Origin of the sequence: Streptomyces smaragdinus (assembly GCF_009604385.1) — a bacterium.
GTDB classification, from domain to species: domain Bacteria; phylum Actinomycetota; class Actinomycetes; order Streptomycetales; family Streptomycetaceae; genus Streptomyces; species Streptomyces smaragdinus.
Genome location: NZ_WEGJ01000009.1, coordinates 154,417 through 181,373, shown reverse-complemented (window position 1 = coordinate 181,373; position 26,957 = coordinate 154,417). Strand labels below are relative to the sequence as shown.

21 protein-coding genes are annotated in these 26,957 nt (G+C 70.8%); 14 read left to right on the top strand and 7 right to left on the bottom strand.

Annotation, left to right across the window (positions count from 1 at the left end):
- Positions 1–185 precede the first annotated feature (185 nt).
- The 4 genes from SRB5_RS15530 to SRB5_RS15515 all read left to right on the top strand — a co-directional run bounded on the left by SRB5_RS15530 (position 186) and on the right by SRB5_RS15515 (position 4,626).
- Complete coding sequence (locus tag SRB5_RS15530; RefSeq protein WP_153452538.1) at positions 186–632, top strand: hypothetical protein; 447 nt, start codon at positions 186–188, stop codon at positions 630–632.
- Positions 633–847: 215 nt separating this feature from the next.
- Complete coding sequence (locus SRB5_RS15525) at positions 848–1,744, top strand: FadR/GntR family transcriptional regulator (RefSeq protein WP_153452576.1); 897 nt, start codon at positions 848–850, stop codon at positions 1,742–1,744.
- A gap of 355 nt (positions 1,745–2,099) precedes the next feature.
- The gene (locus SRB5_RS15520; protein WP_153452537.1) at positions 2,100–3,668 is read left to right on the top strand and encodes an RNA polymerase sigma factor; all 1,569 of its coding nucleotides are present in this window, start codon (positions 2,100–2,102) and stop codon (positions 3,666–3,668) included.
- A 136-nt stretch (positions 3,669–3,804) separates the two neighbouring features.
- A complete protein-coding gene (locus tag SRB5_RS15515) occupies positions 3,805–4,626 on the top strand; it encodes a S1 family peptidase (protein ID WP_153452536.1) in 822 nt (273 codons plus the stop codon).
- A gap of 124 nt (positions 4,627–4,750) precedes the next feature.
- Here the strand turns inward: SRB5_RS15515 and SRB5_RS15510 are convergent, their stop codons facing one another.
- A complete protein-coding gene (locus tag SRB5_RS15510) occupies positions 4,751–4,981 on the bottom strand; it encodes a DUF7455 domain-containing protein (RefSeq protein WP_323377959.1) in 231 nt (76 codons plus the stop codon).
- A gap of 557 nt (positions 4,982–5,538) precedes the next feature.
- On the opposite strand from SRB5_RS15510, the gene SRB5_RS15505 reads away from it, so the two are divergent.
- Both SRB5_RS15505 and SRB5_RS15500 read left to right on the top strand, forming a co-directional pair.
- Complete coding sequence (locus SRB5_RS15505) at positions 5,539–7,632, top strand: DNA gyrase/topoisomerase IV subunit B (protein WP_153452574.1); 2,094 nt, start codon at positions 5,539–5,541, stop codon at positions 7,630–7,632.
- Between the two features lie 111 nt (positions 7,633–7,743).
- Positions 7,744–9,405 carry an LAGLIDADG family homing endonuclease gene (locus tag SRB5_RS15500; protein WP_153452535.1) on the top strand — a complete coding sequence of 554 codons (1,662 nt, stop codon included), beginning with the start codon at positions 7,744–7,746 and terminating at the stop codon, positions 9,403–9,405.
- Between the two features lie 11 nt (positions 9,406–9,416).
- Here SRB5_RS15500 and SRB5_RS15495 read toward each other — a convergent pair whose 3' ends face one another.
- The gene (locus tag SRB5_RS15495; protein ID WP_153452534.1) at positions 9,417–10,310 is read right to left on the bottom strand and encodes a LysR family transcriptional regulator; all 894 of its coding nucleotides are present in this window, start codon (positions 10,308–10,310) and stop codon (positions 9,417–9,419) included.
- A 98-nt stretch (positions 10,311–10,408) separates the two neighbouring features.
- On the opposite strand from SRB5_RS15495, the gene SRB5_RS15490 reads away from it, so the two are divergent.
- The gene (locus tag SRB5_RS15490; protein ID WP_153452533.1) at positions 10,409–11,368 is read left to right on the top strand and encodes a threonine ammonia-lyase; all 960 of its coding nucleotides are present in this window, start codon (positions 10,409–10,411) and stop codon (positions 11,366–11,368) included.
- Here the strand turns inward: SRB5_RS15490 and SRB5_RS15485 are convergent.
- Positions 11,356–12,564: an MFS transporter gene (locus SRB5_RS15485; RefSeq protein WP_323377957.1), complete on the bottom strand. Its 1,209-nt coding sequence runs from the start codon at positions 12,562–12,564 to the stop codon at positions 11,356–11,358. The genes SRB5_RS15490 and SRB5_RS15485 overlap by 13 nt on opposite strands.
- 214 nt (positions 12,565–12,778) lie before the next feature.
- Between SRB5_RS15485 and SRB5_RS15480 the strand changes: the two genes are divergently transcribed.
- On the top strand, positions 12,779–13,297 hold the full coding sequence (locus SRB5_RS15480) for a DUF485 domain-containing protein (protein ID WP_323377956.1): 519 nt from the start codon (positions 12,779–12,781) through the stop codon (positions 13,295–13,297).
- Positions 13,294–14,889 carry a solute symporter family protein gene (locus SRB5_RS15475; protein WP_323377955.1) on the top strand — a complete coding sequence of 532 codons (1,596 nt, stop codon included), beginning with the start codon at positions 13,294–13,296 and terminating at the stop codon, positions 14,887–14,889. The genes SRB5_RS15480 and SRB5_RS15475 overlap by 4 nt, the downstream gene beginning before the upstream one ends.
- Positions 14,890–14,898: 9 nt before the next feature.
- Here the strand turns inward: SRB5_RS15475 and SRB5_RS15470 are convergent, their stop codons facing one another.
- Complete coding sequence (locus SRB5_RS15470) at positions 14,899–15,534, bottom strand: hypothetical protein (RefSeq protein ID WP_153452530.1); 636 nt, start codon at positions 15,532–15,534, stop codon at positions 14,899–14,901.
- A 30-nt stretch (positions 15,535–15,564) separates the two neighbouring features.
- A complete protein-coding gene (locus SRB5_RS15465) occupies positions 15,565–16,467 on the bottom strand; it encodes a sucrase ferredoxin (RefSeq protein ID WP_153452572.1) in 903 nt (300 codons plus the stop codon).
- Between the two features lie 155 nt (positions 16,468–16,622).
- Here SRB5_RS15465 and SRB5_RS15460 point away from each other — a divergent pair, with 155 nt between their 5' ends.
- The 5 genes from SRB5_RS15460 to SRB5_RS15440 all read left to right on the top strand — a co-directional run bounded on the left by SRB5_RS15460 (position 16,623) and on the right by SRB5_RS15440 (position 22,878).
- Complete coding sequence (locus tag SRB5_RS15460; RefSeq protein ID WP_153452529.1) at positions 16,623–17,630, top strand: LacI family DNA-binding transcriptional regulator; 1,008 nt, start codon at positions 16,623–16,625, stop codon at positions 17,628–17,630.
- A gap of 218 nt (positions 17,631–17,848) precedes the next feature.
- The gene (locus SRB5_RS15455) at positions 17,849–19,288 is read left to right on the top strand and encodes an extracellular solute-binding protein (RefSeq protein ID WP_153452571.1); all 1,440 of its coding nucleotides are present in this window, start codon (positions 17,849–17,851) and stop codon (positions 19,286–19,288) included.
- A gap of 59 nt (positions 19,289–19,347) precedes the next feature.
- Positions 19,348–20,304 carry a carbohydrate ABC transporter permease gene (locus tag SRB5_RS15450; protein ID WP_153452528.1) on the top strand — a complete coding sequence of 319 codons (957 nt, stop codon included), beginning with the start codon at positions 19,348–19,350 and terminating at the stop codon, positions 20,302–20,304.
- Between the two features lie 25 nt (positions 20,305–20,329).
- On the top strand, positions 20,330–21,205 hold the full coding sequence (locus SRB5_RS15445; RefSeq protein WP_323377961.1) for a carbohydrate ABC transporter permease: 876 nt from the start codon (positions 20,330–20,332) through the stop codon (positions 21,203–21,205).
- 62 nt (positions 21,206–21,267) lie between these two features.
- A complete protein-coding gene (locus SRB5_RS15440; protein WP_323377954.1) occupies positions 21,268–22,878 on the top strand; it encodes a glycoside hydrolase family 13 protein in 1,611 nt (536 codons plus the stop codon).
- Positions 22,879–23,518: 640 nt separating this feature from the next.
- Here SRB5_RS15440 and SRB5_RS15435 read toward each other — a convergent pair.
- Together SRB5_RS15435 and SRB5_RS15430 are read right to left on the bottom strand one after the other, a co-directional pair.
- A complete protein-coding gene (locus tag SRB5_RS15435) occupies positions 23,519–24,187 on the bottom strand; it encodes a DUF6082 family protein (protein WP_153452526.1) in 669 nt (222 codons plus the stop codon).
- 311 nt (positions 24,188–24,498) lie between these two features.
- Positions 24,499–26,949 carry a DNA gyrase/topoisomerase IV subunit A gene (locus SRB5_RS15430; RefSeq protein ID WP_153452525.1) on the bottom strand — a complete coding sequence of 817 codons (2,451 nt, stop codon included), beginning with the start codon at positions 26,947–26,949 and terminating at the stop codon, positions 24,499–24,501.
- Positions 26,950–26,957: the final 8 nt, after the last annotated feature.

Below are 26,957 nucleotides of genomic sequence, written 5' to 3'. Positions count from 1 at the left end.
AAGCCTCGTGCGTCGCGTACCCCATCCCGCCGTCGCGGTCCTCACGGCAGCCGCGCTGGCCTTCACGGCCACCGCCTGCGGCGACGACGACAGCGGCTCCGGTTCCGGCGGCGGCTCGGGCTCCGGGCATCCCCGCCCTGGGCGCAGTCCCCCGCCGCCTCCCCTTGCTCGGCGCCAAACTCCTCGTGACCACCGGACTGACCCTCGCCCTCGTCCCGGCGATCCTGCTGGTGAACGCCGTGGCCCTCCTCGTCCTGTACGGCGACGTCGTCGACATGCCCGGCGACGGCCTCACCCGCCTGCTCGGCTGGGCCGGACTCACCGCGGGCTGCGCCTGGACCGGACTCCTCGCCGCCGGCGTCTCCCGCTCCACCACGGCCGGCACGGCGGCCGCACTCGCCCTCCCCGTGGCCGTCCCCCCGGTGAGCGCGGCGCTCGCCCGCACCGAAGCCGCCCACCGGCTCCTCGGACTCCCGGTCCACCTCGGGCTCCCACCCGGCGCCGTCAACGCCTTGACGGACACCGTCGCCCTCGCGGCCGGCCCGTACGGACACGCCGTCGCCCTGACGCTCACCGCGCTGCTGGCCCCGTACCTCCTGGCCTCGTTGCGGGCGCGCACCCGCCGCCGCTGAGGTAATGAGGCTCCCCGCGGGAGTTACCCGTCCGCACGTGCGCATCTCGTACGAACGCCTACAGACCGTCCCGCAGAAGGACCGTTTCCGCCCGGATTGGCGTCAATGATCAGGTGATCGCCGATCACCCTTTCGTGTGCTTTTCACCAAAGCCCTCAAGGCCCGGGCAAGCCCCGCCGACAAAGGATTCCGTGAGTACCCTTGCGCAGACAATGATGACAGCGGCGCGCTCCTCCGACTCCGGCTACGCCGGCTCGGGGGAACTCGACCGATACCCCTACGCCGACGCCCCGGCCGCCGCGGGCGCGACGATCCCCGCCGCCGCCGGCGGACACGTCGCACCGGCGGCGCCCGTCTGGGACCGCCCCGACACCGACCTCGCCACCCGCGTCAGCCGCCGCGCCGCCACCAGCCGCGGCCGCGGCCTGCACGGCCAGCTCGTCCAGCAGCTCGGCCAGATGATCGTCTCCGGCGATCTCGGCGCCGACCGCCCGCTCGTCCCCGAGGAGATCGGCCAGCGCTTCGAGGTCTCCCGCACCGTGGTGCGCGAGTCCCTGCGCGTCCTCGAGGCCAAGGGCCTGGTCAGCGCCCGCCCCAACGTCGGCACCCGGGTCCGCCCGGTCTCCGACTGGAACCTCCTCGACCCCGACATCATCGAGTGGCGGGCCTTCGGCCCCCAGCGCGAGGACCAGCGCCGCGAGCTGTGCGAACTGCGCTGGACCATCGAGCCCCTGGCCGCCCGGCTCGCCGCCGGCCACGGCCGCGAGGACGTCCAGCAGCGCCTCACCGACATGGCGGAGATCATGAGCCACGCCCTGGTGCAGGGCGACAGCGTCACGTTCTCCCGCGCCGACGCCGAGTTCCACGCGCTGATCCTCCAGGTCGCCGGCAACCGCATGCTGGAGCACCTCTCCGGCGTCGTCACCGCCGCCCTGCAGGTCTCCGGCGGACCCGCCGGCGGCTGCGACCGGCCCAGCGAGAACGCCGTCGCGCACCACGTGCGGATCACCGACGCCCTCGCCGCCGGCGACGGCGCCGTGGCCGAGAGCGCGATGCGCCAGCTGCTGTCCGTACACACGGAGACCCACGTCCCCCAGCCGCGTCCGCACTGAGCCGACCGCCACCCAGCGTCCCCGAGTTGCTGGGAGCAGACGGGCACCCACCGCCGTCCGACGGAAAGCACGGCCGGCCCCGGTGGCACATCGCACCGGGGCCGGCCCGTGTCACGCGAGGCCCCCGCCCCGCGCACGGCACGCCGTATGAGACGCTTGGGAGTAGATGTGACCCGGGCCACGTCGATTGGGCGTAACGCTCCGGCGAAAGGCGCGATGACCTAAGAGGTGGCGCGCTTCTCGACCGTGTGGATCCTGCTCGTCGAATCCTGTGGACCGAGTCAGCGCCGCTACTGATTGCACATGCACCGGCGGACCATCCCCGCCGCCGGTCGTTTCCCATCGTTTCGAGAGGTTGTTCGTGTCGGCCAGCACATCCCGTACGCTCCCGCCGGAGATCGCCGAAGCCGAGTCCGTCATGGCACTCATCGAGCGGGGAAAGGCCGAGGGGCAGATCGCCGGCGATGACGTGCGTCGTGCCTTCGAGGTGGACCAGATTCCCTCCACCCAGTGGAAGAACGTCCTGCGCAGCCTCAACCAGGTCCTCGAAGAGGAGGGTGTGACACTGATGGTCAGTGCCGCAGAGGCGCCGAAGCGCACCCGCAAGACCGCTACGGCGAAGAGCACCGAGAAGCGCGCCGCCCCCAGGGCGGCCGTGAAGAAGACGGTCGCCGCGAAGACGGCCGTGAAGAAGACGACCGCCACGGCCGCCGCTCCGGCCGACCCGGCCGAGAACGACGCCGACGGTACGTCCGAGGAGCAGCCGAAGAAGGCTGCCGCCAAGAAGACCACCGCCCGCAAGACGGCGGCCAAGAAGACCACGGCCGCCGCCAAGAAGACCACCGCCAAGAAGTCCGCCGCGAAGAAGACGGCGGGCAAGAAGGACGGCGAGGACGGCGGCGACGCCGAGGAGACCCCCGGCATCGAGGGCGAGGAGTCCGAGGGCCCCGAGGGCTTCGTCCTGTCCGACGAGGACGAGGACGACGCCCCCGCGCAGCAGGTCGCCGCAGCAGGCGCCACCGCCGACCCGGTCAAGGACTACCTCAAGCAGATCGGCAAGGTCCCCCTCCTCAACGCCGAACAGGAGGTCGAACTCGCCAAGCGCATCGAGGCCGGCCTGTTCGCCGAGGACAAGCTCGCCTCCGCCGACAAGCTCGCGCCCAAACTCCAGCGCGAGCTGGAGATCATCGCCGAGGACGGCCGCCGCGCCAAGAACCACCTGCTGGAGGCCAATCTCCGCCTCGTGGTCTCCCTGGCCAAGCGCTACACCGGCCGCGGCATGCTCTTCCTGGACCTCATCCAGGAAGGCAACCTCGGCCTGATCCGCGCCGTCGAGAAGTTCGACTACACCAAGGGCTACAAGTTCTCCACGTACGCCACCTGGTGGATCCGGCAGGCGATCACCCGCGCCATGGCCGACCAGGCCCGCACCATCCGTATCCCGGTGCACATGGTCGAGGTCATCAACAAGCTGGCCCGCGTCCAGCGCCAGATGCTCCAGGACCTGGGCCGCGAGCCCACCCCGGAGGAGCTGGCCAAGGAACTCGACATGACCCCCGAAAAGGTCATCGAGGTCCAGAAGTACGGCCGCGAGCCCATCTCCCTGCACACCCCGCTCGGCGAGGACGGCGACAGCGAGTTCGGTGACCTCATCGAGGACTCCGAGGCCGTCGTGCCCGCCGACGCGGTCAGCTTCACCCTGTTGCAGGAGCAGCTCCACTCCGTACTGGACACGCTCTCCGAGCGTGAGGCCGGCGTCGTCTCCATGCGCTTCGGCCTCACCGACGGACAGCCCAAGACCCTCGACGAGATCGGCAAGGTCTACGGCGTCACGCGCGAGCGCATCCGCCAGATCGAGTCGAAGACCATGTCGAAGCTGCGTCATCCCTCGCGCTCGCAGGTCCTGCGCGACTACCTGGACTGACGCCACCAAGGAGTGTCACGGGGTGCGGCGAGCACCCCCGTGACCGAGGCTGAGGGCACACACGCCCCCGGCCGCGGTCACCGGGCAGGGGCTCGGGAGCGTGTGCTCCCGAGCCCCTGCCGCGTGAGGAGCCCCGATGCGCAACCCCCCGCGATCCACCGCCTGGGCGGCCGCCGCCGCCCTCGCCGCCGCCGTCCTGCAGCCCACCACGGCCGCCGCCGACGGAGTCGTGATCGGAGGCCACCCCGTACGGATCTCCGAGAGCCCCTGGATCGTCGCCCTGTCCTCCCGGGCCTGGTACGGAAACGCCCGCTCCGGCCAGTACTGCGCCGGCGTTCTCGTCGCCCCCGACAAAGTGATCACCGTCGCCCACTGCCTCTCCGAACCCGTGCTCGGCGTCCCCCTCCAGCAGGTACCCGACCTGCGCGTCATCGCCGGAAGAGGAGACCTGCGGAGCGACGCGGGCGAGGAGATCCCCGTCCGCGACGCCTGGGTGAACCCCCGCCACGACCCCTGGACCAACGCCGGCGACATCGCCGTCATCACCCTCGACCACCCCGTCCGCGCCGCCGCCCCCATCACCCTCGCCGACCGCGGCGACGACCGCTCCTACGACCCCGGCAACCCCGCCCGCGTCTACGGCTGGGGCGACACCGCCGGCGACGGCCGCTACGCCACCTCCCTGCGCGCCGCCCAGCTCCGGCTGCTGACCGACGAGACCTGCGCGAAGGCGTATCCCCCCGGCAGCCCCGACGGAACGTATCAAGCCGACTCCATGCTGTGCGCGGGCGACCCCGCGGGCGGCCGCGACTCCTGCCAGGGCGACTCCGGCGGACCGCTCGTCGTCGGCGGCCGCCTCGTCGGCCTCGTCTCCTGGGGATCGGGCTGCGGCGAACCGGAACACCCCGGCGTCTACACCCGCGTCTCCGGCGTCGCCGGCCTGATCGCCGCCCACTGAACGGCCACCCGCGGCGACACCCCGTACACGCACGGCAACGGCCGCACCCCGGAATCCGGGATGCGGCCGTCGCCGTTTGTCGGGCGGGCCCTGGGCCCGCGGGCTCGTCGCCGAACGGGCGGTCTTACCGCTCGCTCTCCGAGGCGGTGGCCGGAGTGGCGCTCAGCCGCTCCGTCTCGTCCTGTATCTCGGCAGCGATCTTCTTCAGTTCCGGCTCGAACTTGCGCCCGTGGTGGGCACAGAAGAGCAGCTCTCCGCCGGTCGTCAGAACGACGCGCACGTACGCCTGGGCGCCGCAACGGTCGCAGCGATCAGCGGCCGTCAGCGGGGTCGCGGGTGTCAGAACAGTAGTCACGTCGCCTCTTCTCTAGCTCGACGAGCTGTCGTACCAGGGTCAACATCCAACCAGTCCGAAAACGTTCCCGCTCGCGGCCTTGACTGCCCGATTTCGCTGGCAGCGGACAGGTCCGGCGGGAACCCCTGCCCGGACCGATGTCGGGAATCCGGGCGAGAGCGGCGGCGAATGTGCCGTTTTGCGGTTTCTGGAGCTTCTGGGCGCTTCGCTTGGTAATACAAGGGTTGTACGGGCCTGCCCGGCGAGCCGTGCAGGGTGCTGCATGACCGGGACCGTCCACCGGTACCCGGTTCGTCCACGAGGACGTGCCCGGAGCCTAGATGGTTCATGCCCGGAAGGGAACGTGATGAAGACATCACCCTCACGAGGGATCGAACATACAATCGAGTCGGCGATAGCATCGAGCCACACGCCCAAGGCTGTTCACCGTCTGTCATAGGGCCTCGGTACCCTCTCCACGGGCGAACAGCCATCAGCCCGCCAACAAGTACGGAATTCAGCGAGGAGCGAACTCAGTGAGCGCCGCAGCTACCACCACCGAAGGGACCGTCCCGGCCCTGCTCGCCGGACAGACCGGCCTGGACCGCGACAGCTCCAACTACACGGCGCGCCACCTGCTCGTCCTCGAAGGCCTCGAAGCCGTCCGCAAACGACCCGGCATGTACATCGGCTCCACCGACAGCCGCGGCCTCATGCACTGCCTCTGGGAGATCATCGACAACTCCGTCGACGAAGCCCTCGGCGGCCACTGCGACCACATCGAGGTCATCCTCCACGAGGACGCCTCCGTCGAGGTCCGCGACAACGGCCGCGGCATCCCCGTCGACAAGGAACCCAAGACCGGCCTCTCCGGCGTCGAGGTCGTCATGACCAAACTCCACGCCGGCGGCAAATTCGGAGGCGGCGCCTACGCCGCCTCCGGCGGCCTCCACGGCGTCGGCGCCTCCGTCGTCAACGCCCTCTCCGCCCGCCTCGACGTCGAGGTCGACCACTCCGGCGCCACCCACGCCATCAGCTTCCGCCGCGGCGTCCCCGGCGCCTTCGACGGAACCGGCCCCGACGCCCCCTTCCAAGCGGCGAGCGGCCTCACCAAGGGCAAGCGCGTCCCCAAGACCCGCACCGGCACCCGCGTCCGCTTCTGGGCCGACCGCCAGATCTTCCTCAAGGACGCCGCCCTCTCCCTCGAGGACCTCCACGCCCGCGCCCGCCAGACCGCCTTCCTCGTCCCCGGCCTCACCATCGTCGTCCGCGACCGCCGCCCCGCCGGCGACCGCACCAACGACGAGACCTTCCACTACGACGGCGGCATCAGCGAATTCTGCGAATTCCTCGCCCCCGACAAACCCCTCTGCGACGTCCAGCGCATCACCGGCTCCGGCACCTTCAAGGAAACCGTCCCCGTCCTCGACGACCAGGGCCACATGACCCCCACCGAGGTCACCCGCGAACTCGGCGTCGACATCGCCCTGCGCTGGGGCACCGGCTACGACACCACCATCAAATCCTTCGTCAACATCATCGCCACCCCCAAGGGCGGCACCCACGTCGCCGGCTTCGAACGCTCCCTCACCAAAACCCTCAACGAACAGCTCCGCGCCCAGAAGCTCCTGCGCGTCGCCGAGGACGACATCGTCAAGGACGACGCCCTCGAAGGCCTCACCGCCGTCGTCACCGTCCGCCTCGCCGAGCCCCAGTTCGAGGGCCAGACCAAGGAGGTCCTCGGCACCTCCGCGGCCTCCCGCATCGTCTCCCAGGTCCTGGCCAAGGAACTCAAGGCGTTCCTGACCTCGACGAAGCGCGACGCCAAGGCCCAGGCCCGCACGGTCCTCGACAAGGCCGTCGCCGCCGCCCGCACCCGTATCGCCGCCCGCCAGCACAAGGACGCCCAGCGCCGCAAGACAGCCCTGGAGTCCTCGTCCCTCCCGGCAAAGCTGGCGGACTGCCGCAGCGAGGACGTCGACCGCACGGAGCTCTTCATCGTCGAGGGCGACTCGGCGCTCGGCACGGCGAAGCTGGCGCGGAACTCGGAGTTCCAGGCGCTGCTGCCGATCCGGGGGAAGATTCTGAACGTTCAGAAGGCGTCCGTTTCGGACATGCTGAAGAACGCGGAGTGCGGGGCGATCATTCAGGTTATAGGAGCGGGGTCGGGGCGGACTTTCGATATTGATCAGGCGCGTTACGGAAAAATCTGTCTTCTTGTGGATGCTGACGTTGATGGTGCGCACATCCGTACGCTTTTGCTCACTTTGTTCCAGCGTTATATGCGTCCCATGGTCGAGGCCGGCCGTGTCTTCGCCTGCGTCCCGCCGCTGCACCGGATCGAGCTGGTCCAGCCCAAGAAGGGCCAGGACAAATACGTTTACACGTACTCGGACAACGAACTCCGGCAGACCCTGCTCGAGTTCGAACGCAAGGGCATCCGCTGCAAGGACAACATCCAGCGCTACAAGGGCCTCGGCGAGATGGACGCCGACCAGCTCGCGGAGACCACGATGGACCCGCGTCACCGCACCCTGCGCCGTATCAACATCGGTGACCTGGACGCGGCGGAGGAGACGTTCAACCTCCTGATGGGCAACGACGTGGCTCCCCGCAAGGAGTTCATCACCAACTCGGCCGCGACCCTGGACCGCTCGCGAATCGACGCCTGACCTGCTCGCCCCTCCGTCACTCGGGCGGGTGATCGAAGGGTGGATTCCACCCCCCGGCCGCCCCGGCTCGGAACAGTGATCCCATCGGATGATCGGGATAAGGAGTTCCGTATGGGAGTCGGGGGAGACGAGCACGCGCTTTTCGTGAGTGCGGAGGGGCGGTACGGCCTGAGGAGGCTGGGCGCCGTTCCACGGGACGGCGTGGCCGGCGTGCTCGGCTGTGACACCGCGAGCCTCACGGTGCGGACGGGGCCCGCCGAGGTGAGCGGCCCCGCGGCCTCGACCGGCACCCTGCTGCGAGTCGAGGCCGCGTACGGCCGGTGTGTCTCGGTCACCCCGGACCAGGGTGTGCTGATGCTGGAACAGGGCGGGCCCGTCTGGCGGACAGCCGGTGCTCTCGTACCCGGTGACCGTGTGGTCATTCCGCAGCGCGTGCCACGTGTCGGCGATCCTTGGCGCAGGATCGATCTCGCCGGTGAACTCAAGACGGCGGGTGCGGACGGCGCCGTCCGGATCGAGGGGGAGGCCGTCCGCAGGCTCCGGGTGCGGCAGGCCGTGGCGCGGCAGCCGACGCATCTGCGCCGGAACGAACGCCGGGTCCGTGTTCCGCTGGAGCACTGGCGACGGCTGAAGGACGCCCGCAGACGCACCGGTATCACCGGAGCCGAGATGGCCCGGCGGATCGGCTACCGACAGGCGTGCAGCATCAGCGAGTTCGAGACCTGCCGCAGCCTCCCGACCGAGGACGGCCTCCGGCGTTATCTGGCGGAACTGGACATGGAATGGCCGGCCGAGGCGGAATTCGTCGATCCGCTCGTGCAGAGCTGGGCGTCGACCTCGGACTCGACGGGCAACGCCCGTTACCGCAAGACATCCGCGGCCGCCTGGCTGCCGGATCTCAGCCGGGACGATCTGCTGTGGCTCGCCGGCGAACCCGACAGCCACGAGCTGAATCTGTACGCGTGTGCCCACCGTGCGGAGGCCCGGCCGCGCTTCCTCGAACTCGACGAGCCGCTGGGGCACCTCCTCGGCTGGTATCTGGCGGAGGGGTCCCAGGACACCAGGGGCCGGCTGGCCTTCTCGCTCGGTGCGGACGACATCCCCTACGAGGAGGAATTGCTGTCGGCGATCGAGACGGTCTGCGGGCGGCAGGCCAAGATTGACGTCCGGGACGACAGGCCGGGGCTGCGCAGTGTGATCGTGCACTCCGGCATGCTCGCCCGGTGGCTGAAGACCACACCGCTGGGCACGACCGCACGGGACAAGACCCTGCCGGATGTGATCCTGAACGCCGGGCCGGCCGTGCAGATGGCTTTCCTGGAGGGCTATTTCCTGGGTGACGGCACCAAGGCCAGGAAAGGGGACCGCATCCAGTTCGCCACCGCGTCGCGTGCCCTGGTCGACGCGCTGTGCTCGCTTTTCCTGCAGTTCGGGGTACTCGTCTCGTGGTCCACCAGACGGCCCATGAGCGCCGAGCACCGGGGTCAGGTGATCCATTCCGGGGAGAGCTACGTCCTGACCGTCACCTCCCTGGAGGCCATGGAGCGTCTGCGGTTCCTGTGGCGACAGGTGCCCTGGGCCTGTCGGTTCGACGCGCGGCTCGGGGGACGGCGCACGCGGCGGCGTGACGTCACCGAGATGACGGGGGATCTGGTGGCCGTCCCGGTCCGGGCGGTACGGCAGGTGGCGGACGGCCCGTCGTACACCATCACCCCCACCACCTCCGACGCCTGCATCGCCGGCACCGGCGGCCTCGTGCTGCGTGCCCCCTGACCCGGGCGGCGTCAGCGGGGCCACCGGTGCGGCGGCCCCGCCGTCTCGTGCAGTGCCGTCAGAAGGGCCTGGACCGGGGCGGGGGCCGGGGGCTTGCCGTAGTACGCGGTGGACAGGTGGCGGTGGTCGGCCGGGAGGCGGTGGAGGGTGACCGACGGGTTGCGGTGGGCCTTCAGGGCCAGGGCCGGGAGGGTGCTGACGCCCAGGCCTGCGGCGACCAGGGACTGGACGGCGACGTAGTCGTCCGTCTCGAAGCCGATCGCCGGGGTGAAGCCCGCGCGGGCGCAGGAGGCCAGGAGGTGGGCGCGGCAGCGTTCGCAGCCGGTGATCCAGCGCGCGGAGGCGTGGGCGGCGAGATCCTGCGTGGGGTCTGCGGTGCGCGGGGTGACCAGGTACATCGGCTCCGTGAGCAGGGGCGTCGTGGTGAGGTGGAGGAGGCCGGGCCGCGGTTCGTCGCGGTGGTCGAACGTGAGTGCCACGTCCACGTCGCCGCGGCGCAGTGCCGCCAGCGCCTGCGGCGGTTCGGCCTCGGTGAGGGCGAGTTCGACGCCGGGGTGGGTGCGGGCGAGGCGGGCGGCGGCCGGGGGGACGAGCATGGCGAGGGCGGTGGGGAACGCCGCCAGCCGGACCCGGCCGGTGTGCAGCCCGGCCAGCGCGTCGAGTTCGGCGCGGGCGGAGGCCACGCGGCCGGTGATCTCCTCGGCGCGTTCGGCGAGCAGCCGGCCGGCTTCCGTCAGCCGGATGCCGCGCCCGGCGCGCTGGACGAGGGGCAGGCCGGCCTCCTCCTCGAGCCGGGCGAGCTGGTGGCTGACGGAGGGCTGGGCGTAGCCGAGGGCGTCGGCGGCGGCCGTCACGGATCCCTCGCGGGCGACGGCGGCGAGGATACGGAGTCGGGTCAGGTCCATGGGCGGTCTCCGGGCGGCGATGACTCATAGGTGTTGTCTATGCTCTCTGCCCATATTGGCATTGGACCTATGGGTGCCCGGGCTGTCAGCCTTCCCTCATGCGACCTCCGACTCTCACCGACGTCCTGCGAGCCCGCCGTATCCTCGCGCCGCTGCTGGCGCCGACCCCGCTGCGCTCGTACCCCACCCTCGACCCGGGGCCCGCCGCGAGTCTGGTGCTCAAGCTCGAGAACACCCAGCCCACCGGCGCCTTCAAGGTCCGCGGCGGGCTCACCCTGCTGGCCGGTCTGAGCGACGTGGAGCGGGCGCGCGGTGTCGTCGGCTACTCCACCGGGAACCACGCGCAGTCCCTGGCGCACGCCGCCGCCGTGTTCGGGGCGCCGTGCGTGATCGTGATGCCGGAGCACCCCAACCCGGGCAAGGCGAAGGCCGTACGGGCGTGGGGGGCGGAGCTCGTCGAGTACGGGGCGACGTTCGACGAGGCGCGGCCGCACGCGGAGAAGATCGCCGCCGGGCGGGGGATGCGGCTGGTGTCCGCCGCGAACGAGCCGGCGCTGCTGGCCGGGGTGGCGACGGCGTATCTGGAGCTGTTCGAGCAGGCGCCGGACACGGACACGGTGATCGTGCCCGTCGGGGGCGGCAGCGGGGCGGCCGCGGCGTGTCTGGTGGCGGCGGCGGTGGCGCCCGGGTGCCGGGTGGTCGCGGTGCAGTCGCGGGAGTCGCCGGCGGCGTGCGAGTCGTGGCGGGCCGGTGAGCTCGTCGAACGTCCCAACCGGACCCGGGCGGAGGGGCTGGCCACCGGGTCCGGCTTCGACCTCACGCAGCGGGTGATGCGTGAGGGGCTGCACGACTTCGTGCTGGTGTCCGACGAGGCGATCACGTCGGCGCAGGCGGAGCTGCTGGTGGACGCCCATGTGCTGACCGAGGGCGCGGGCGCGGCGGCACTGGCCGCGCTGCGTACGTACCCGGAGCGGTTCGAGGGCCGGCGGGTGGCCGTGATGTGCACCGGCGGCAACGCGTCGCCCGGGGAGCTCCGCGCCGCCCTTCAGGCCGGCTGAGGGACGGCGCGCAGCCGCCGTACCTGCGGCGACAGCAGCGCGCCCGCGCCGGCCAGGACGACGAGGGCGGCGCAGCCGGCGAGGGCGGGAGCCGGGCCCGTCACGGCGGCGATCGGTCCCGCGACGAAGAGCCCGAGCGGGGCGCACGCGACCGAGCCGAGGAGGTCGTACGACGCGACGCGCGACAGCACGTCCTGCGGGATCTCCCGTTGCATGGTCGTCGCCCACAGCACCCCGAACACGTCGTGGGCGATCCCCGAGCAGAACATCGCGGCCGCCGTCGCCCACAGCGGCGCCCGCAGCCCGAGCAGCAGCATGGGCGCCGCGAAGACGAACGTGGCCAGCACGGCCACCAGGACCGGCCGTCCCACCCGCAGCCGGGCCGCGAGTCCGGCGCCGGCGACCATGCCGACGGCCTGGGCGGTGACGAGCGCGGACCAGGCCCGGGCGCCGCCGAGTTCGTCCTCCGCGAGGAGCGGGCCCAGGACGCCGGCCATGGCGTTGATGGCGGCGACGACGAAGGTGAACTGCACGACGACCGCCCACAGCCACTGGCGGGCGGCGAACTCCCGCCAGCCCCTGGCCAGATCCTGCAGCGGCGAGGTCGTCCCGCGGGGCGGCTCGGCGAGCCGCAGTCCGGCGATGAGGGCGGCGCTGACCAGGTACGAGGCGGCGTTGACGGCGAGGGCCCAGCCCGCGCCGAGGAAGGCGACGGTGATGCCGGAGAGGGCCAGGCCCAGCACCGTCGCGCTGTTCATGCCCATCCGCAGCAGTCCGTTGGCCCGCTGCAGCCGGCGCTCGTCGACGATCAGCGGCACCACGCCCTCGGACGCCGGATGGAACAGCGTGCTCGCGCTCCCGGCGAACGCCGCCAGCACGCACAGCGCCCACAGCGGCGCGTGTCCGCTCAGCACCATCGCGGCCAGCGCCGCGTAGGCCACGCCACCGCCCAGCTCGGCCAGGACCATCACCCGCGACCGTGACATCCGGTCCGCTATCACCCCGCCGACCAGGACGAACAGCACGACGGGCAGGGCCTGGCAGGCGAGGACGAGGGAGAGCTCGGCGGGGGTGGCGCCGGGGAGTCCGAGGACGGCGAAGGCGAGGGCGACGCGGGCGAAGGAGTTGCCGAGGACGGAGATGGTGCGGGCCGAGGCCAGCAGCAGGAAGGGGCGTTCGCGCAGGAGGGAGGGCACGGGGGCCGACCCTAGGGAAGGCGCGGGGAGGGCGCCTCCCGTTTTCCGGGTGCCCCCGCGTTTTCCGGCCAGGGACCGCCGTACGGACGTGCTAGCCCGCGAACGGACATCCTGACCGGGATTCGCCGGGATTGCCAGGGGGCGTCACCTGATTGTGTGAAGGTCCGGGATTGTGTGGCACGTCGGGAACGCGGCCGACCATTCTGGGCGAATCGTGGCGAGCGCCAGTCCCAACGCCGAGGAGAGCCCGGTGGACAAGTACGACGGGTCCGATGCCGGATCCGCTCCCGCCTCTCTGGAGGATCCCTGGTACGACGTGCCGGTGGACCACTGGGGCGACTGGGACGGTGACGCGGCCGGGGAGCCGGTGGCCGTGCCGCCGCCCCGGGCGGCGCCCGGTGACCGTACGGACGAGGTGTATCTGGCCGTTCAGCGCAGCCCGGAGTTCCGGGAGGTGCGTTCGCAGTACCGGCGGTTCGTCGTCCCCGCGGCGGTCGCGTTCCTCGGCTGGTATCTGGCGTACGTGATCGCGGCCACGGCGGCGCCGGGGCTGATGGCGCGCCAGGTGGCGGGCGCGGTGAACGTGGCCCTGCTGGCCGGTCTCGGCCAGTTCGCCACGACTTTCCTGCTCACCTGGGCGTATGCCCGGCACGCCCGGCTGCGCCGGGATCAGGCGGCGCTGGACCTGCGGTGGGACGTGACGATGCAGACTCGGCGGGACTCCAACCTGTGACTTCAGAACACCAGACACTCGCTCTCTTCCTGTTCAGCGTGTTCGTGGCGCTGACCCTGGCGATCACCAGCTGGGCGAGCCGCAGCCGGCACGGAACGGCGGAGGAGTTCTACGCGGGCGGGCGGCTTTTCTCACCCCTGGAGAACGGTTTCGCCATCTCCGGCGACTACATGTCGGCCGCCTCCTTCCTCGGTATCTCGGGGCTGATCGCGCTGTACGGGTACGACGGGGTGCTGTACTCCGTCGGCTTCCTGGTGGCGTGGCTCGTCGTGCTGCTGCTGGTCGCCGAACTGGTGCGCAACTGCGGCCGGTTCACCCTCGCCGACGTGGTCGCCGCCCGGATGCGGGCCCGCCGGGTGCGGATCGCGGCGGGTACCTCGTCGGTCACCGTGTCCGTGCTGTATCTGGTGGCGCAGATGGTCGGCGCGGGCAGCCTGGTGGCGCTGCTGCTGGGTGCTTCCGGCGGGGCGCAGCGGGGCTGGGCGATGGCCGGGGTCGGGGCGCTGATGGTCACGTACGTCGTCTTCGGCGGGATGCGGGCGACGACGTGGATCCAGATCGTCAAGGCGGTCCTGCTGATGGGCGGCGCGATCACGCTCACCGTGCTGGTCCTGATCCGCTTCCACGGGAATCTGAACGAGCTGCTGAACACCGCCGCCGAACGCAGCGGGCACGGCGGCGCGTTCCTCGGCCCGGGGCTGCGGTACGGGCAGGACACGGTGTCCCGGCTGGACTTCATCAGTCTGGGTCTGGCCCTGGTGCTGGGCACGGCGGGGCTGCCGCACATCCTGTCGCGCTTCTACACCGTGCCGACCGCGCGGGCCGCGCGGCGTTCGGTGGTCTGGGCGATCGGGCTGATCGGCAGCTTCTATCTGATGACGATCGTCCTCGGCTTCGGGGCCGCGGCGGTGCTGGGCTCCGACGGGGTGCGCGAGGGCGACGCGTCGGGCAACTCCGCGCTGCCGTATCTGTCGCTGGCGCTGGGCGGCGGGGCGGGCTCGACCGGGGGGACGATCCTCTTCGCGATTGTCGCCGCCGTGGCGTTCGCCACGATCCTGGCGGTCGTCGCGGGGATCACCCTGGCGTCCTCGGCGGCCGTGGCGCACGATCTGTACACCTCGCTGCGCCGCCGTCACGGGCGGCAGGGGTGGAGCGAGGTGAAGGTCGCCCGGGTGTCGGCGGTCGGGATCGGGGCGGTGGCGATCGCGCTGGCGCTGCTGGCCCGCGATCAGAACGTGGCGTTCCTGGTGGGGCTGGCCTTCGCGGTCGCGGCCTCGGCGAATCTGCCGGTGCTGCTGTTCTCGCTGTTCTGGCGGCGCTTCACGGAGCGGGGCGCGGTGTGGTCGGTGTACGGGGGGCTGGTCCCGGCGCTGCTGCTGGTGGTGTTCTCGCCGGTGGTGTCGGGCAGTGAGCAGGCGCTGGTGCCGTCGGTGGACTTCCATCTCTTCCCCCTGGAGAACCCGGGGCTGGTGTCGATCCCGCTGGGCTTCCTCTTCGGGTGGCTGGGCACGGTGACGTCGCCGTCCCCGGCGGATCCGGCCCGGCACGCGGAGACGGAGGTCCGGGCCCTGACGGGGGCCGGGGCGGTGTAGGGCGCGGGGCTACCACTCGCGCGGCGGCCAGTCGGCGGCGGTCCGGCGTTCCGGGAGGGACGCCGGGCCGCCTGTCGCCGCCAGGAGCTCGAGGGGGAATTCGGTGTCGGCCTGTCCTACGGCCACGCCCAGCCAGCGGTCCGTGTCCGGGGGCTGCCAGAGCTCCATCGAGCCTGCCTGGTTGCACAGGTGGGCGATCGGCTCCGGGACGTGCCCGGGCGGCTGCAGGTCCCAGTCGAGGCCGAGATACGGGGCCAGGTCGACGTCCACGGCCGGTCCCCAGCGGGCCCGGAGCGCGCCGGTGAGGGCGGCATGGACCGCCTCGATCTCCCGGTCGGCCTGCTCGTGGTCGTCTGGGCCGTCGAGGCCGAGATACGGGGCCAGGTCGACGTCCACGGCCGGTCCCCAGCGGGCCCGGAGCGCGCCGGTGAGGGCGGCATGGACCGCCTCGATCTCCCGGTCGGCCTGCTCGTGGTCGTCTGGGCCGTCGGGCTCCCAGAAGTCCCGGGTGCGGTGCAGCGTCAGCACGTGGTGGCCGGGCCCGCTCCACCAGTGGCCCTCCCCGGACTCGGCCTCGGGGAACGGCAGCGTCAGCGCCCGCTCGATCAGGGCGAGTTGCGCGGCCACGTCGTCGGGGGTGTCCATGTCCGCAAGGCTAGCGGCCGGGTCCGACACTCAGCGCGGGAGCGATCGCGGTTCCCCCGCGGTCAGGCGCAGTTGGGGCAGCGCCGGTGCCCCGCAGCTCGCCGGGGACGGCTCGGGTCCGGCCGTCGCGGTGACGTCCACCGACCACGACCGTCCGTCCCGGTGCCGTACCAGCACCGTCCACGCCGGGTTCGCGCCCTCGGTCCGTACGACGGTGAGGTCGTCGGCGCCGGCCACGCCCGCGTGGGACCGTACCGCCAGCTCGGCGCACTGCCCCGGCCGGTCCCACGTCGAGCGCCCGCGGCAGCCCTCCAGGACCACCCGGCCCTCGTGCACGGCCTCGGCGATCTCCTTCACCGCGTGCGCGGAGACGCGGCCGTAGGCGTAACCGTGGGGGAGGAGCAGCAGGGTGGGGGCGAAGCGGTGGCCGCCGAGGTGGGTGATCTCCCAGGTGTCCGTGCCGCCCGCGGCGCGCAGGGCGGCGGCGAGCGGGCGGCCGAGGAGGGCGCAGCAGCGGTCGCGTTTGCCGTTGGTGCAGACGAACGCGAGGGTGTCGCCGTCGTACGGCGCCGTTCCCGGCGGCTCGGTCCCGGCGCCGAGCGCGGCGAAGTCGAGTCCGAGAAGCTCTCGGGGGTCGGCCGTCGTGCCGTGGCGGACCCAGGCGTTGCCGGGGGCGGTGTGGGCGACGAAGAAGCGGCGGCTGGCGGGCTGATGGCAGTCCGCGTGCCGGCCGGGCCGCCGGATGAGGGCGAGCCGTACCCCGGTGCCCTCGGCGGCGGCCTCCAGGGCCCGGCCGAGCTCCGGGTCGAGGTGGCTGTCCAGCAGGGCGTTCGCACCCCACGGCCCGGTCTGTTCCAGCAGCAGCCAGGTCCGGGCGGTGGCGGCCGTCGCCGCGAGTGGTTCGGCCAGCTCCCGGGAAGCCGTCGCGCACATGATCACGTAGGTGAGCCTAACTCCGCCGGTGCCGGGCAGGGAGATCAAGGTGCTGGTTTTTGTACGCGGGGGTAGTGGTCGCGCGGCCTTGTCCGGCCGGGAAATCTCCTCCACAACGCAAACGGCTTGCGTTTCTTGCGCTAAGCTTGCGTGTTATGACACGTCGCCTTGCGGAAGTTGCGAAGAAGGTCGGGGTCTCGGAGGCCACCGTCAGCCGGGTGCTGAACGGCAAGCCAGGGGTGTCGGAGTCGACCAGAGCGGCCGTGCTGTCCGCGCTCGACGTCCTGGGCTACGAGCGCCCCACCCAGCTGCGCGGCGAACGGGCCCGGCTGGTGGGCCTGGTCCTGCCCGAGCTGCAGAACCCGATCTTCCCCGCGTTCGGCGAGGTGATCGGCGGCGCGCTCGCCCAGCGCGGGCTGACGCCGGTGCTGTGCACCCAGACCAAGAGCGGTGTCTCCGAGGCGGATTACGTGGAGCTGCTGCTCCAGCAGCAGGTCTCCGGGGTGATCTTCGCCGGCGGGCTGTACGCCCAGGCCGAGGCGGCGCACGACCACTACAAGCGGCTCGCCGACCGGAAGATCCCGGTGGTGCTCATCAACGCGTCCATCGACGACCTCGGGTTCCCGACCGTCGCCTGCGATGACGTCGTCGCCGTGGAACAGGCGTGGCGGCATCTGGCGTCGCTGGGCCACGAGCGGATCGGGCTCGTCCTGGGCCCGCAGGACCACATGCCCTCGCGGCGCAAGCTGGACGCGGCGCGCAAGGAGGCGGCGGCGTCCGGACTCGCCCTGCCCGACGCCCAGGTGGCGCGCGCCCAGTACTCGCTGGAGAGCGGTCAGGCCGCGGCGGCCCGGCTGATCGCCGACGGGGTCACGGGCTTCATCTGCGCCAGCGACCCGCTCGCCCTGGGCGTGGTGCGCGCGGCCCGCCGGGCGGGGCTGGACGTCCCCGGCGACGTGTCGGTCGTCGGGTACGACGACTCGGCGTTCATGAACTGCACCGCCCCGCCGCTGACGACGGTCCGCCAGCCGATCGAGGCGATGGGCCGCTCGGTGGTGGAGCTGCTGGCCGCGCAGATCGAGGGCTCGTCGGTGGCGGCGGACGAACTGCTCTTCGAACCGGAGCTGGTGGTACGGGGGTCGACGGGCATCCGGCGCGGGTAGGACGAGGGGGCGCGGCGACGCGCCCCGCGGTGGAACGGCGGCGCCCGGGCGCCGCCGTTTTTGTGCCGCGACAACGAGTCGTCGTGAACATCCGAGATCTAGTCGTAATTTTGCAGAGACTGCACGAGATATTGCGTCGAGCTGATCCCCGTGGTTGAGTGTCCCGCGCCACACCCCTGTACGCCAGCCGTGCCGCAGCCGTCCGAAGGGGACCAATGATGATCAGCTCCCGGCTCCGCACCACCAGAACGTTTCCACGCCCGTCCGCACACCGCAGAACCCTGGCGGTCGCCGCCGCGGCGGCCACCCTCGCGACGCTGCTCGCCGCCTGCGGTACCTCCAGCAGCGACGACGACGGCGGTGACGACAGCAAGCCCGCCGCGGCCGACGCCGGCGCGCCGCTCGACCCGAAGACCAAGGTGACTCTGACCATCGACTGCATGCCGCCGGCCACCAAGGCCGCCGAGCTGAAGGAGTGGAAGGAGGACGTCGCCGAGTTCAACAAGACGTACCCGAACGTCACGATCCAGGGCAAGCAGACCGACCCCTGCCTCGAGCCGCCGCGCTTCACCGCGATGCTGAAGGCCAAGTCGCAGCCGGACGTGTTCTACACGTACTTCACCGACCTCCAGCAGGTCCTCGACAACGACGGCGCCGAGGACATCTCCGCGTACGTCAACGACAAGACCCTCCCGGCGCTCAAGGGCATCGACCCGGGCGTCATGGACGTCATGAAGAAGGACGGCAAGCAGTACGGCCTCCCGTACAGCAACTACACGATGGGCCTGCTGATCAACCGCAAGCTCTTCGAAGAGGCCGGCCTCGACCCCAACACCCCGCCCGCCACCTGGGAGGAGGTGCGTACCGCCGCCAAGAAGATCGCCGCGCTCGGCAAGGGTGTCGCCGGCTACGGCGAGTACAGCGCCGCCAACACCGGCGGCTGGCACTTCACCGCCGCCACCTACGGCCTGGGCGGGGAGGTCGTCAGCGCCGACGGGACGAAGGCCGCGTTCAACGACGAGACCGGCAAGCAGGTCGTCGAGAACCTGCGGGCGATGCGCTGGGACGACGACAGCATGGGCAAGACCCAGCTGCTCAAGTGGGGCGACCTGCAGAAGCAGATGGCCGCCGACAAGCTCGGCATGTTCCTTGCCGCCCCCGACGACATCACGTACATGGTGCAGAACCTGAAGGCCAAGTACGAGAACTTCGGGATGGGCCCGATCCCCGGCGCCAAGGCCACCCTCTTCGGCGGCAACGACTACATGATCAAGAAGGGCAGCTCGCCCGACAAGATCAAGGCCGCCATCGCCTGGCTGAACTTCAAGTTCCTCACCCCCGGCAAGGGCCAGTTCGACTGGGCTCGCACCAAGGCCGACGGCCTGCCCGTGGGCCTGCCGCAGCCCAACCTCTTCACCGGGGACGCCAAGACGCAGGACGACGCCACCCGCGGCGAGAACTCCACCATGCCGGTGGAGAACTTCAAGGCCTTCATGGACAACCCCGTCCCCGGCAAGGCCGAGCCGCCGAAGGCGCAGGAAATCTACAAGGTCCTCGACAACGTGATGTCCGGCGTCCTCACCAACAAGAACGCCGACGTCGCCAAGCTCCTCAGCACCGCCGAGACCCAGGTCAACCAGGTCCTGGCGAACCAGTAACCGGCTGACGGGGCCGGAGCGGCAGCTCCGGCCCCGCCCGACTCCACCGGGAGCGTCCCATGTCCGCCCTGACCGCCCCGAAGTCCCCCGCCGGCGTCCGCCACGGCCCCGCCCGCGGGCCCGCCACGGACGGCCGCGCCGCCTTCGCCCGCGCCTTCCGGCGCAACGTCTCCGCGCACGGCTTCCTGATCGGCGCGGTGCTGTGCTTCGGGTTCTTCTCCTGGTACCCGATGGTCCGGGAGTTCTTCCTCGCCTTCCAGAAGACCGAGGACGGCCGGACGGTCTGGGTCGGCCTGGACAATCTGCGCTACATCGCCAACGATCCCGCCTTCTGGCAGGCGTGGCGCAACACCCTGCTGTTCACGGGGCTGGCGCTGCTGCTCGGCTTCGTCGTCCCGTTCCTCGTCGCCGTCCTGCTCAACGAACTCCGCCACGGCCAGGGCTATCTGCGGCTGCTGGTCTACCTGCCGGTGATGCTGCCGCCGGTCGCCTCCGTACTCCTCTTCAAATACCTGTACGACCCGGGGTACGGGCTGTTCAACGCCGCGTTCGGCGCCGTGGGCCTGCCCGAACAACAGTGGCTGCAATCCAGCGACACCGCCATGCTCTGCATCGTCCTCGCCTCCACCTGGATGAACATGGGCGGCGCCACCCTCATCTACCTCGCCGCCCTGCAGGGCATACCCGGCGAGCTGTACGAGGCCGCCGAACTCGACGGGGCCGGACTGTGGCGCAAGATCTGGCACGTCACCGTGCCGCAGACCCGGCTGATCCTCTCCCTGATGCTGCTGCTCCAGATCATCGCCACCATGCAGGTCTTCACCGAACCCTTCCTGCTGACCGGCGGCGCCGGCCCCGAGGGCTCCACCACGACCGTCGTCTACCTCATCTACCAGTACGCCTTCAGCTTCAACAACTACGGCGCCGCGGCCGCCCTCGGCCTGGTGCTGCTCGTCCTGCTCGCCGCGTTCTCCGCGGCGTACACACGCCTCAGCCGCGCCGGCGACGAGGGTTAGGGGTTACGCGATGGCAGCCGTCGAAATCCGTCAGCGGACCCTGATCTCCCCGGCCCAGCTCGCCCGCCGGCGCGGGAGGATCACGTACTGGATCGTCCTCGCCCTGGTCCTCGGCCTCTTCACCGTGATCTTCCTCGGGCCCCTCTACTGGATGGTCTCCGGCGGACTGAAGAGCACCCAGGAGGTCATCCAGACCCCGCCGACCGCCGTCCCGCACACCGTCGAACCCGGTAACTACTCCGACGCCTGGCAGCTCATGGACCTCGCCCGGCTGCTCGGCAACACCCTCTTCTACGCCTTCGGGGCGCTCGCCTTCCAGCTCGTGTTCGACGTCGCCGCGGCCTACTCCCTGTCCAAACTCCGGCCCGTCTTCGGCAAGGTGATCCTCGGCGCGATGCTCGCCACGCTGATGATCCCGGCGACCGTGCTGATCGTCCCGCAGTACCTGACCGTCATCGACGTGCCGATCGTGGAGCGCAACCTCCTCAACAGCCCCTGGGCGATCTGGCTGCCGTCCGTCACCAACGCCTTCAACATCTTCCTGCTCAAGCGCTTCTTCGACTCGATCCCGAGGGAGCTGATGGACGCCGCCGCCATGGACGGGGCGTCCGCGGCCCGCACCCTGTGGTCCGTGATCCTGCCGATGTCCCGGCCCATCCTCGGCGTCGTGTCGATCTTCGCCGTCGTCGGGGTGTGGAAGGACTTCCTCTGGCCGATGCTCACGCTGCCGGACCCCGCGGCGCAGACCCTCAACATCGGGATCTACTCGCTGTCGACGGGCGTGCCGCTGAACACCCTGATCGCCGCGCTCACCATCGCGTCCGTCCCGACGCTGCTGTTCTTCCTCGTCTTCCAGCGGAACATCATGAGCGGTCTCACGGCCGGCGGCCTCAAGGGCTGACCAGGCCGTTCGCCCCGCTGTGCCATGACCGTGCCCCCGCCTGCCCGAAAGGAACCCTTGCCGTGGCGGAGAACCGTCCCGACTGGTGGCGCGACGCCGCCATCTACCAGGTCTATGTCCGCAGCTTCGCCGACGCCGACGGGAACGGCACCGGGGACCTGGCCGGCGTCCGGTCCAGACTCCCGTACCTGGCCGAGCTCGGCGTCGACGCGCTGTGGTTCAACCCCTGGTACCGGTCGCCGATGGTCGACGGGGGCTACGACGTCGCCGACTACCGTTCCATCGACCCCGCGTTCGGCACGCTCGCGGAGGCGGAGAAGCTCATCGCCGAGGCGCGGGAACTCGACATCCGTACGATCATCGACATCGTGCCGAACCACGTGTCCGCCCGGCACCCCTGGTTCGAGGCGGCCCTCGCCGCCGGGCCCGGCTCCCCGGAACGGTCACTGTTCCACTTCCGCGAGGGGCGGGGGGAGGACGGGTCCGTGCCGCCGAACGACTGGGTGGGGGAGTTCGGCGGGGTGCCGTGGACGCGGGTCGCGGACGGGCAGTGGTACCTCCACCTCTTCGACGAGGGACAGCCGGATCTCAACTGGGCGCATCCGCAGGTGCGGGTGGAGCACGAGGAGGTGCTGCGGTTCTGGTTCGAGCGGGGGGCCGCGGGGGTGCGGATCGACTCGGCGGCGCTGGCCGCCAAGGATCCCTCCTTGCCGGACTTCGTTCCCGGGCGTGATCCGCATCCCTTTGTCGACCGGGACGAGCTCCACGAGATCTACCGGTCGTGGCGGGCGATCGCCGACGAGTACGGCGGGGTCCTGATCGGGGAGCTCTGGGTGCCGGACCCTTCGCGGTTCGCCCGCTACCTGCGGCCCGACGAACTCCATACGGCGTTCAACTTCGACTTCCTGGCGCGGCCGTGGCGGGCGACGGAGCTTCGTACGTCCATCGACCAGACGCTGGCGTATCACGCGCCGGTGGGGGCGCCCGCCACGTGGGTGCTGTGCAACCACGACGTGACGCGGACGGTCACCCGGTACGGGCGGGCGGATCCGTCCCCGGGGACGGGGTTCGAGTTCTCGGCCAAGCGCTTCGGTACGCCGACGGACCTCGCGCTGGGCACGCGCCGCGCCCGTGCGGCGGCCCTCCTGTCCCTGGCCCTCCCGGGGGCGGTGTACCTCTACCAGGGGGAGGAACTGGGGCTTCCGGAGGCGGACATCCCGCTCGACCGGATCGAGGACCCGATGCACTTCCGCTCGGGCGGTGTCGACCCCGGCCGTGACGGCTGTCGCGTCCCGCTGCCGTGGACCCCGTCGGGTCCGTCGTACGGCTTCGGTCCGTCGGCGGGGGCGCCGCCGTGGATGCCGCAGCCTTCCGGCTGGGGGGAGTACGCGGTGGAGGGCCAGTCCGCGGACGCGTCGTCGATGCTGACGCTGTACCGCGAGGCGCTGCGGCTGCGCCGGGCGGAGGAGGGGTTCGGGGACGGGGCGATGACGTGGGTCGATACGCCGGAGGGGGTGTTGGCGTTCACCCGGCCTGGGGGGCTGGTGTGCGCGGTGAACTTTGCGGGGGAGGCGTTTGAGCTCCCGCCCCACACCGCGGTCTTGCTCGCGAGCGGCCCCCTCGCGTCGACCGGCCACCTCCCTCAGGACACGGCGGTCTGGCTGCGCCTCTGAGGGGAGGGTGGTGGTACCCGGGGTGGGCGGTGAAACCCGCTGCGCATCGCCTGCCTCGGGTGGGCCAGGGTCCTGGGTCGTGGACCGGGACGTGGTCAGGGGGTGCACCGTGCCGATAGGGGCGGATGCATCCTCAGGCCACGTCCCGGTCGTACTATGCGGTCGCGTCGAGCATGCGCCTCGCCTCAAGGTCTCGTGCCGCGTCGAGGAGTGTTTGCCGGGAGATCACAACGATGCTCTCGTAGTTGGCGCGTGAGGCGTCCGGGGGGAGCCGGGCGTCGAGCTCAGCGGTGGCCTCTGTCCCGATGATCGCGAACCGGCCGTCCTTTAGTTCGAAAATATCGGGACAATTTTGACCATTTGTGCTTCCGCGTTGCTGAGGAGTGCTGCCTACCCGCCGTACGATATCCACGCTTCACGCGCGCCTTTCTTTGAGGCGCCGCCGCGTGTGGTGTGGGCGCCACAATCACCCCGCCTACATGGGCTGATATGCCCACACCCAGACGACGCACGGGCGCCGGGGCGGCGACGTCTGCCCGCGTAAGTTTAGCGGCGACGTGGTGAAAATCATAGGCCGACGAGGTTTAACGTCGAAACGTGTCGTATGTCCCATATGACCGTATTTTGCGACTAGAGGTTGCTATACGTTCCACCAGTCGCCCTGCTGCTCCATCCGGCTGATGATCCCGTCCACTATTCGTCCCAGGTACGCTTCCTCTGATTCGTAGCGCAGGCTACGGCGATGTTCCCGCGTTGCCTTCCAAAACTGACGAAAGATTTCGTTGTGGCAGGTAGTCCGGAGGTATCCGTAAGCTTCCGGCTCGCTTATCTGTCCCAGTGTGTAGAGGTTCAGGAGGTGGCAGAACAGCAGGTTCGCATACAGGAATTGGCGCTGCAGCTCCAGCGGGATCTCTTCGTCGTAGGTGTCCAGCACAGGTACCAGCTCGGGGTTGTCTAGGGCCTTGCCGATCATCTCCATATGCAGGCGACGCATCTCGATGAGTTCGTTACGTTTTGCCAGACCGTTGGACTTTGTCATCTCCTCCAGCTGATCCGTCAACCGCTCGTTCTGGTGGTGTAGTTGGCGCTGCTGAAGCGTCAGCGCCACCACGACCACCGCGAACGCCAGGCCTGAGAAAACTGCGTTTGCCGGGTCGAAGGAGACGTCGTCGCCGGCGATCGATTTCATTGCCTTGGCGATTGCCAGGCTCAGCGTCGAGACGAGTGCGATGACGCCGACCGACGCCAGCAGGGCGACGGCGAAGGCGGCGCCGATCGAGCGGTGGTGGCCGTGCGGGGCGTTGCTCATTGTGGGGGACCCCCCCGATCCTCCGGGCGACCCGTGGCTGGGCAGGGGAGGGCGTGGGGTGCCCCTCAGGGGTCGCAGCGCGATGAGCGGCCGTCGGGAGGGCTGGAGCGGCTCTGGTCCAGTGCTCCGGTCGGCATGAAGGTGTCATGTCCTGATACGGGTCTGACATTGGACTAATGCCCATGACACAGGAAGATCTACCCTCTGGGGGTACCTTCCGGAGGAGGAATGCGCAGGGCGCGGGCGGTGCACCGAAGCACCGCCCGCGCACATCGCGTTGCCGGACCCCGTGGGCCCGCCTCCCGGCGCGGCTAAACCGGCCCCGCCACCACCGTCACCGTCTTCGCCAGGGGCGTGCCCGAGCCGTCGCGGCGGGGGTCCGGGGCGGGGAGGTCGACCGGGGTGCCGTTCTTGTTCGCCGCGCGGGCCGGCGTGGCGCCCGACCAGGCGAACGTGAGGCGGTCCTCGCCCTTCAGGAAGCGCTGGCAGCGGACGCCGCCCGTGGCGCGGCCCTTGCGGGGGAACTGGTCGAACGGCGTGAGCTTCGCCGTCTGCACCCACGCGCCGTCCAGCGCGCCCGTGGACCCCGCGACCGTGAACACCACGGCGTCCGCCGCGGGATCCACGACGTCGAAGGCGATGACCTCGGCCCCGTCCGCCAGCTTGATGCCCGCCATGCCGCCGGCGGGGCGCCCCTGCGGACGGACCTGGTTCGCCTGGTACCGCAGCAGCTGGGCGTCGGACGTGACGAACACCAGGTCCTCCTCGCCCGTACGCAGCTCCGTCGCCCCCACGATCCGGTCGCCGTCCTTGAGCGTGATGACCTCGAGCTCGTCCTTGTTCGCCGGATAATCCGGCACGACCCGCTTCACCACGCCCTGCAGCGTCCCCAGCGCCAGACCCGGCGAGGACTCGTCCAGCGTCGTCAGACAGAGCAGCCGCTCGTCGTCCTCCAGGGTGAGGAACTCCGCGACCGGCGCCCCGCCCGCCAGCGTCGGCGGCCCCGCCGTGTCCGGGAGCTGCGGCAGATCGATCACCGCCAGCCGCAGCAGCCGGCCCGCCGAGGTCACCGCGCCCACCGAACCGCGCGCCGTCGACGGCACCGCGGAGACGATCACGTCGTGCTTGGACCGCTTGGCGTCCTCCACCGTGAGCGGCTCGCCGTTGGCCGTCCGGGCCAGCAGCCCCGTGGACGACAGCAGCACCCGGCACGGGTCGTCCGCCACCTGCAGCGGCACCGCGCCGACCGGCGTGCCCGCGGACTCCAGCAGCACCGTGCGCCGCTCGGTGCCGTACTTCTTGGCCACCGCCGCCAGCTCGCCCGACACCAGCTTGCGCAGCTCCGCGTCCGAGTCGAGGATCGCCGTCAGCGCCGCGATCTCCTCCGTCAGCCGGTCGCGCTCCGCCTCCAGCTCCAGCCGGTCGAACTTGGTGAGCCGGCGCAGCGGGGTGTCCAGGATGTACTGGGTCTGGATCTCCGACAGGGAGAAGTGCGCGATCAGGCGCTCCTTCGCCTGCGCCGCGTTCTCGCTGCCGCGGATGATGCGGATGACCTCGTCGATGTCGAGGAGCGCGACCAGCAGCCCCTCCACCAGATGCAGCCGGTCGGAGCGCTTCGTACGGCGGAACTCGCTGCGCCGGCGCACGACGGAGAAGCGGTGGTCGAGATAGACCTCCAGCAGCTCCTTCAGCCCCAGGGTGAGGGGCTGGCCGTCGACCAGGGCCACGTTGTTGATGCCGAAGGTCTCCTCCATCGGCGTCAGCTTGTAGAGCTGCTCCAGCACGGCCTCGGGGTTGAAGCCGTTCTTGATCTCGAAGACCAGACGCAGGCCGTGGGCCCGGTCGGTGAGGTCCTTCAGATCGGCGATGCCCTGCAGCTTCTTCGCGTTGGTCAGATCCTTGACCTTGGCCTTGACCTTCTCCGGGCCGACCGAGAAGGGCAGTTCGGTGACGACGATGCCCTTGCGGCGCGGCGTGACGTCCTCGATGGAGACCGTCGCGCGCATCTTGAACGTCCCGCGGCCCGTCTCGTACGCGTCCTTGATGCCGTCCAGCCCGACGATCCGCCCGCCGGTCGGCAGGTCCGGACCCGGTACGTACCGCATCAGCGTCTCGAGGTCCGCGCCGGGGTGGCGGATCAGATGCCGGGCGGCGGCGATGACCTCGCCGAGGTTGTGCGGCGGCATGTTCGTCGCCATGCCGACCGCGATCCCGGACGAGCCGTTGACCAGCAGGTTCGGGAAGGCGGCGGGGAGGGCGACGGGCTCGCGCTCGCTGCCGTCGTAGTTGTCCTGGAAGTCGACCGTGTCCTCGTCGATCGACTCGACCATCAGCGAAGCCGCGGGCGCCGGCCGGCACTCCGTGTACCGCATCGCGGCGGGCGGGTCGTCGTTGCCCAGGGAGCCGAAGTTGCCGTGGCCGTCGACCAGGGGCAGGCGCATGGAGAACGGCTGGGCGAGGCGCACCAGCGCGTCGTAGATCGCCGAGTCGCCGTGCGGGTGGAGCTTGCCCATGACCTCGCCGACGACGCGCGCGCACTTGACGTACGGGCGCTCGGGGCGCAGCCCCATGTCGTTCATCTGGTGCAGGATGCGCCGGTGCACCGGCTTGAGTCCGTCGCGGGCGTCGGGCAGCGCACGCGAGTAGATGACGGAGTAGGCGTACTCCAGGAAGGAGCCCTGCATCTCGTCGACGACGTCGACGTCGAGGATGCGCTCCTCGTACTCCTCCGGCGGCGGGGCCTTGGTGCTGCGGCGGGCCATCTCGGCGC

Bases quoted from the DNA above. Each gene is read 5' to 3' on its own strand.
- SRB5_RS15470 (WP_153452530.1), bottom strand. From the start codon at position 15,534: ATGGACACCCCCGACGACGTGGCCGCGCAACTCGCCCTGATCGAGCGG.
- SRB5_RS15455 (WP_153452571.1), top strand. From the start codon at position 17,849: ATGATCAGCTCCCGGCTCCGCACCACCAGAACGTTTCCACGCCCGTCC.
- SRB5_RS15460 (WP_153452529.1), top strand. From the start codon at position 16,623: ATGACACGTCGCCTTGCGGAAGTTGCGAAGAAGGTCGGGGTCTCGGAG.
- SRB5_RS15525 (WP_153452576.1), top strand. From the start codon at position 848: ATGACAGCGGCGCGCTCCTCCGACTCCGGCTACGCCGGCTCGGGGGAA.
- SRB5_RS15465 (WP_153452572.1), bottom strand. From the start codon at position 16,467: ATGTGCGCGACGGCTTCCCGGGAGCTGGCCGAACCACTCGCGGCGACG.
- SRB5_RS15435 (WP_153452526.1), bottom strand. From the start codon at position 24,187: ATGAGCAACGCCCCGCACGGCCACCACCGCTCGATCGGCGCCGCCTTC.
- SRB5_RS15500 (WP_153452535.1), top strand. From the start codon at position 7,744: ATGGGAGTCGGGGGAGACGAGCACGCGCTTTTCGTGAGTGCGGAGGGG.
- SRB5_RS15450 (WP_153452528.1), top strand. From the start codon at position 19,348: ATGTCCGCCCTGACCGCCCCGAAGTCCCCCGCCGGCGTCCGCCACGGC.
- SRB5_RS15490 (WP_153452533.1), top strand. From the start codon at position 10,409: ATGCGACCTCCGACTCTCACCGACGTCCTGCGAGCCCGCCGTATCCTC.
- SRB5_RS15515 (WP_153452536.1), top strand. From the start codon at position 3,805: ATGCGCAACCCCCCGCGATCCACCGCCTGGGCGGCCGCCGCCGCCCTC.
- SRB5_RS15495 (WP_153452534.1), bottom strand. From the start codon at position 10,310: ATGGACCTGACCCGACTCCGTATCCTCGCCGCCGTCGCCCGCGAGGGA.
- SRB5_RS15430 (WP_153452525.1), bottom strand. From the start codon at position 26,949: ATGGCCCGCCGCAGCACCAAGGCCCCGCCGCCGGAGGAGTACGAGGAG.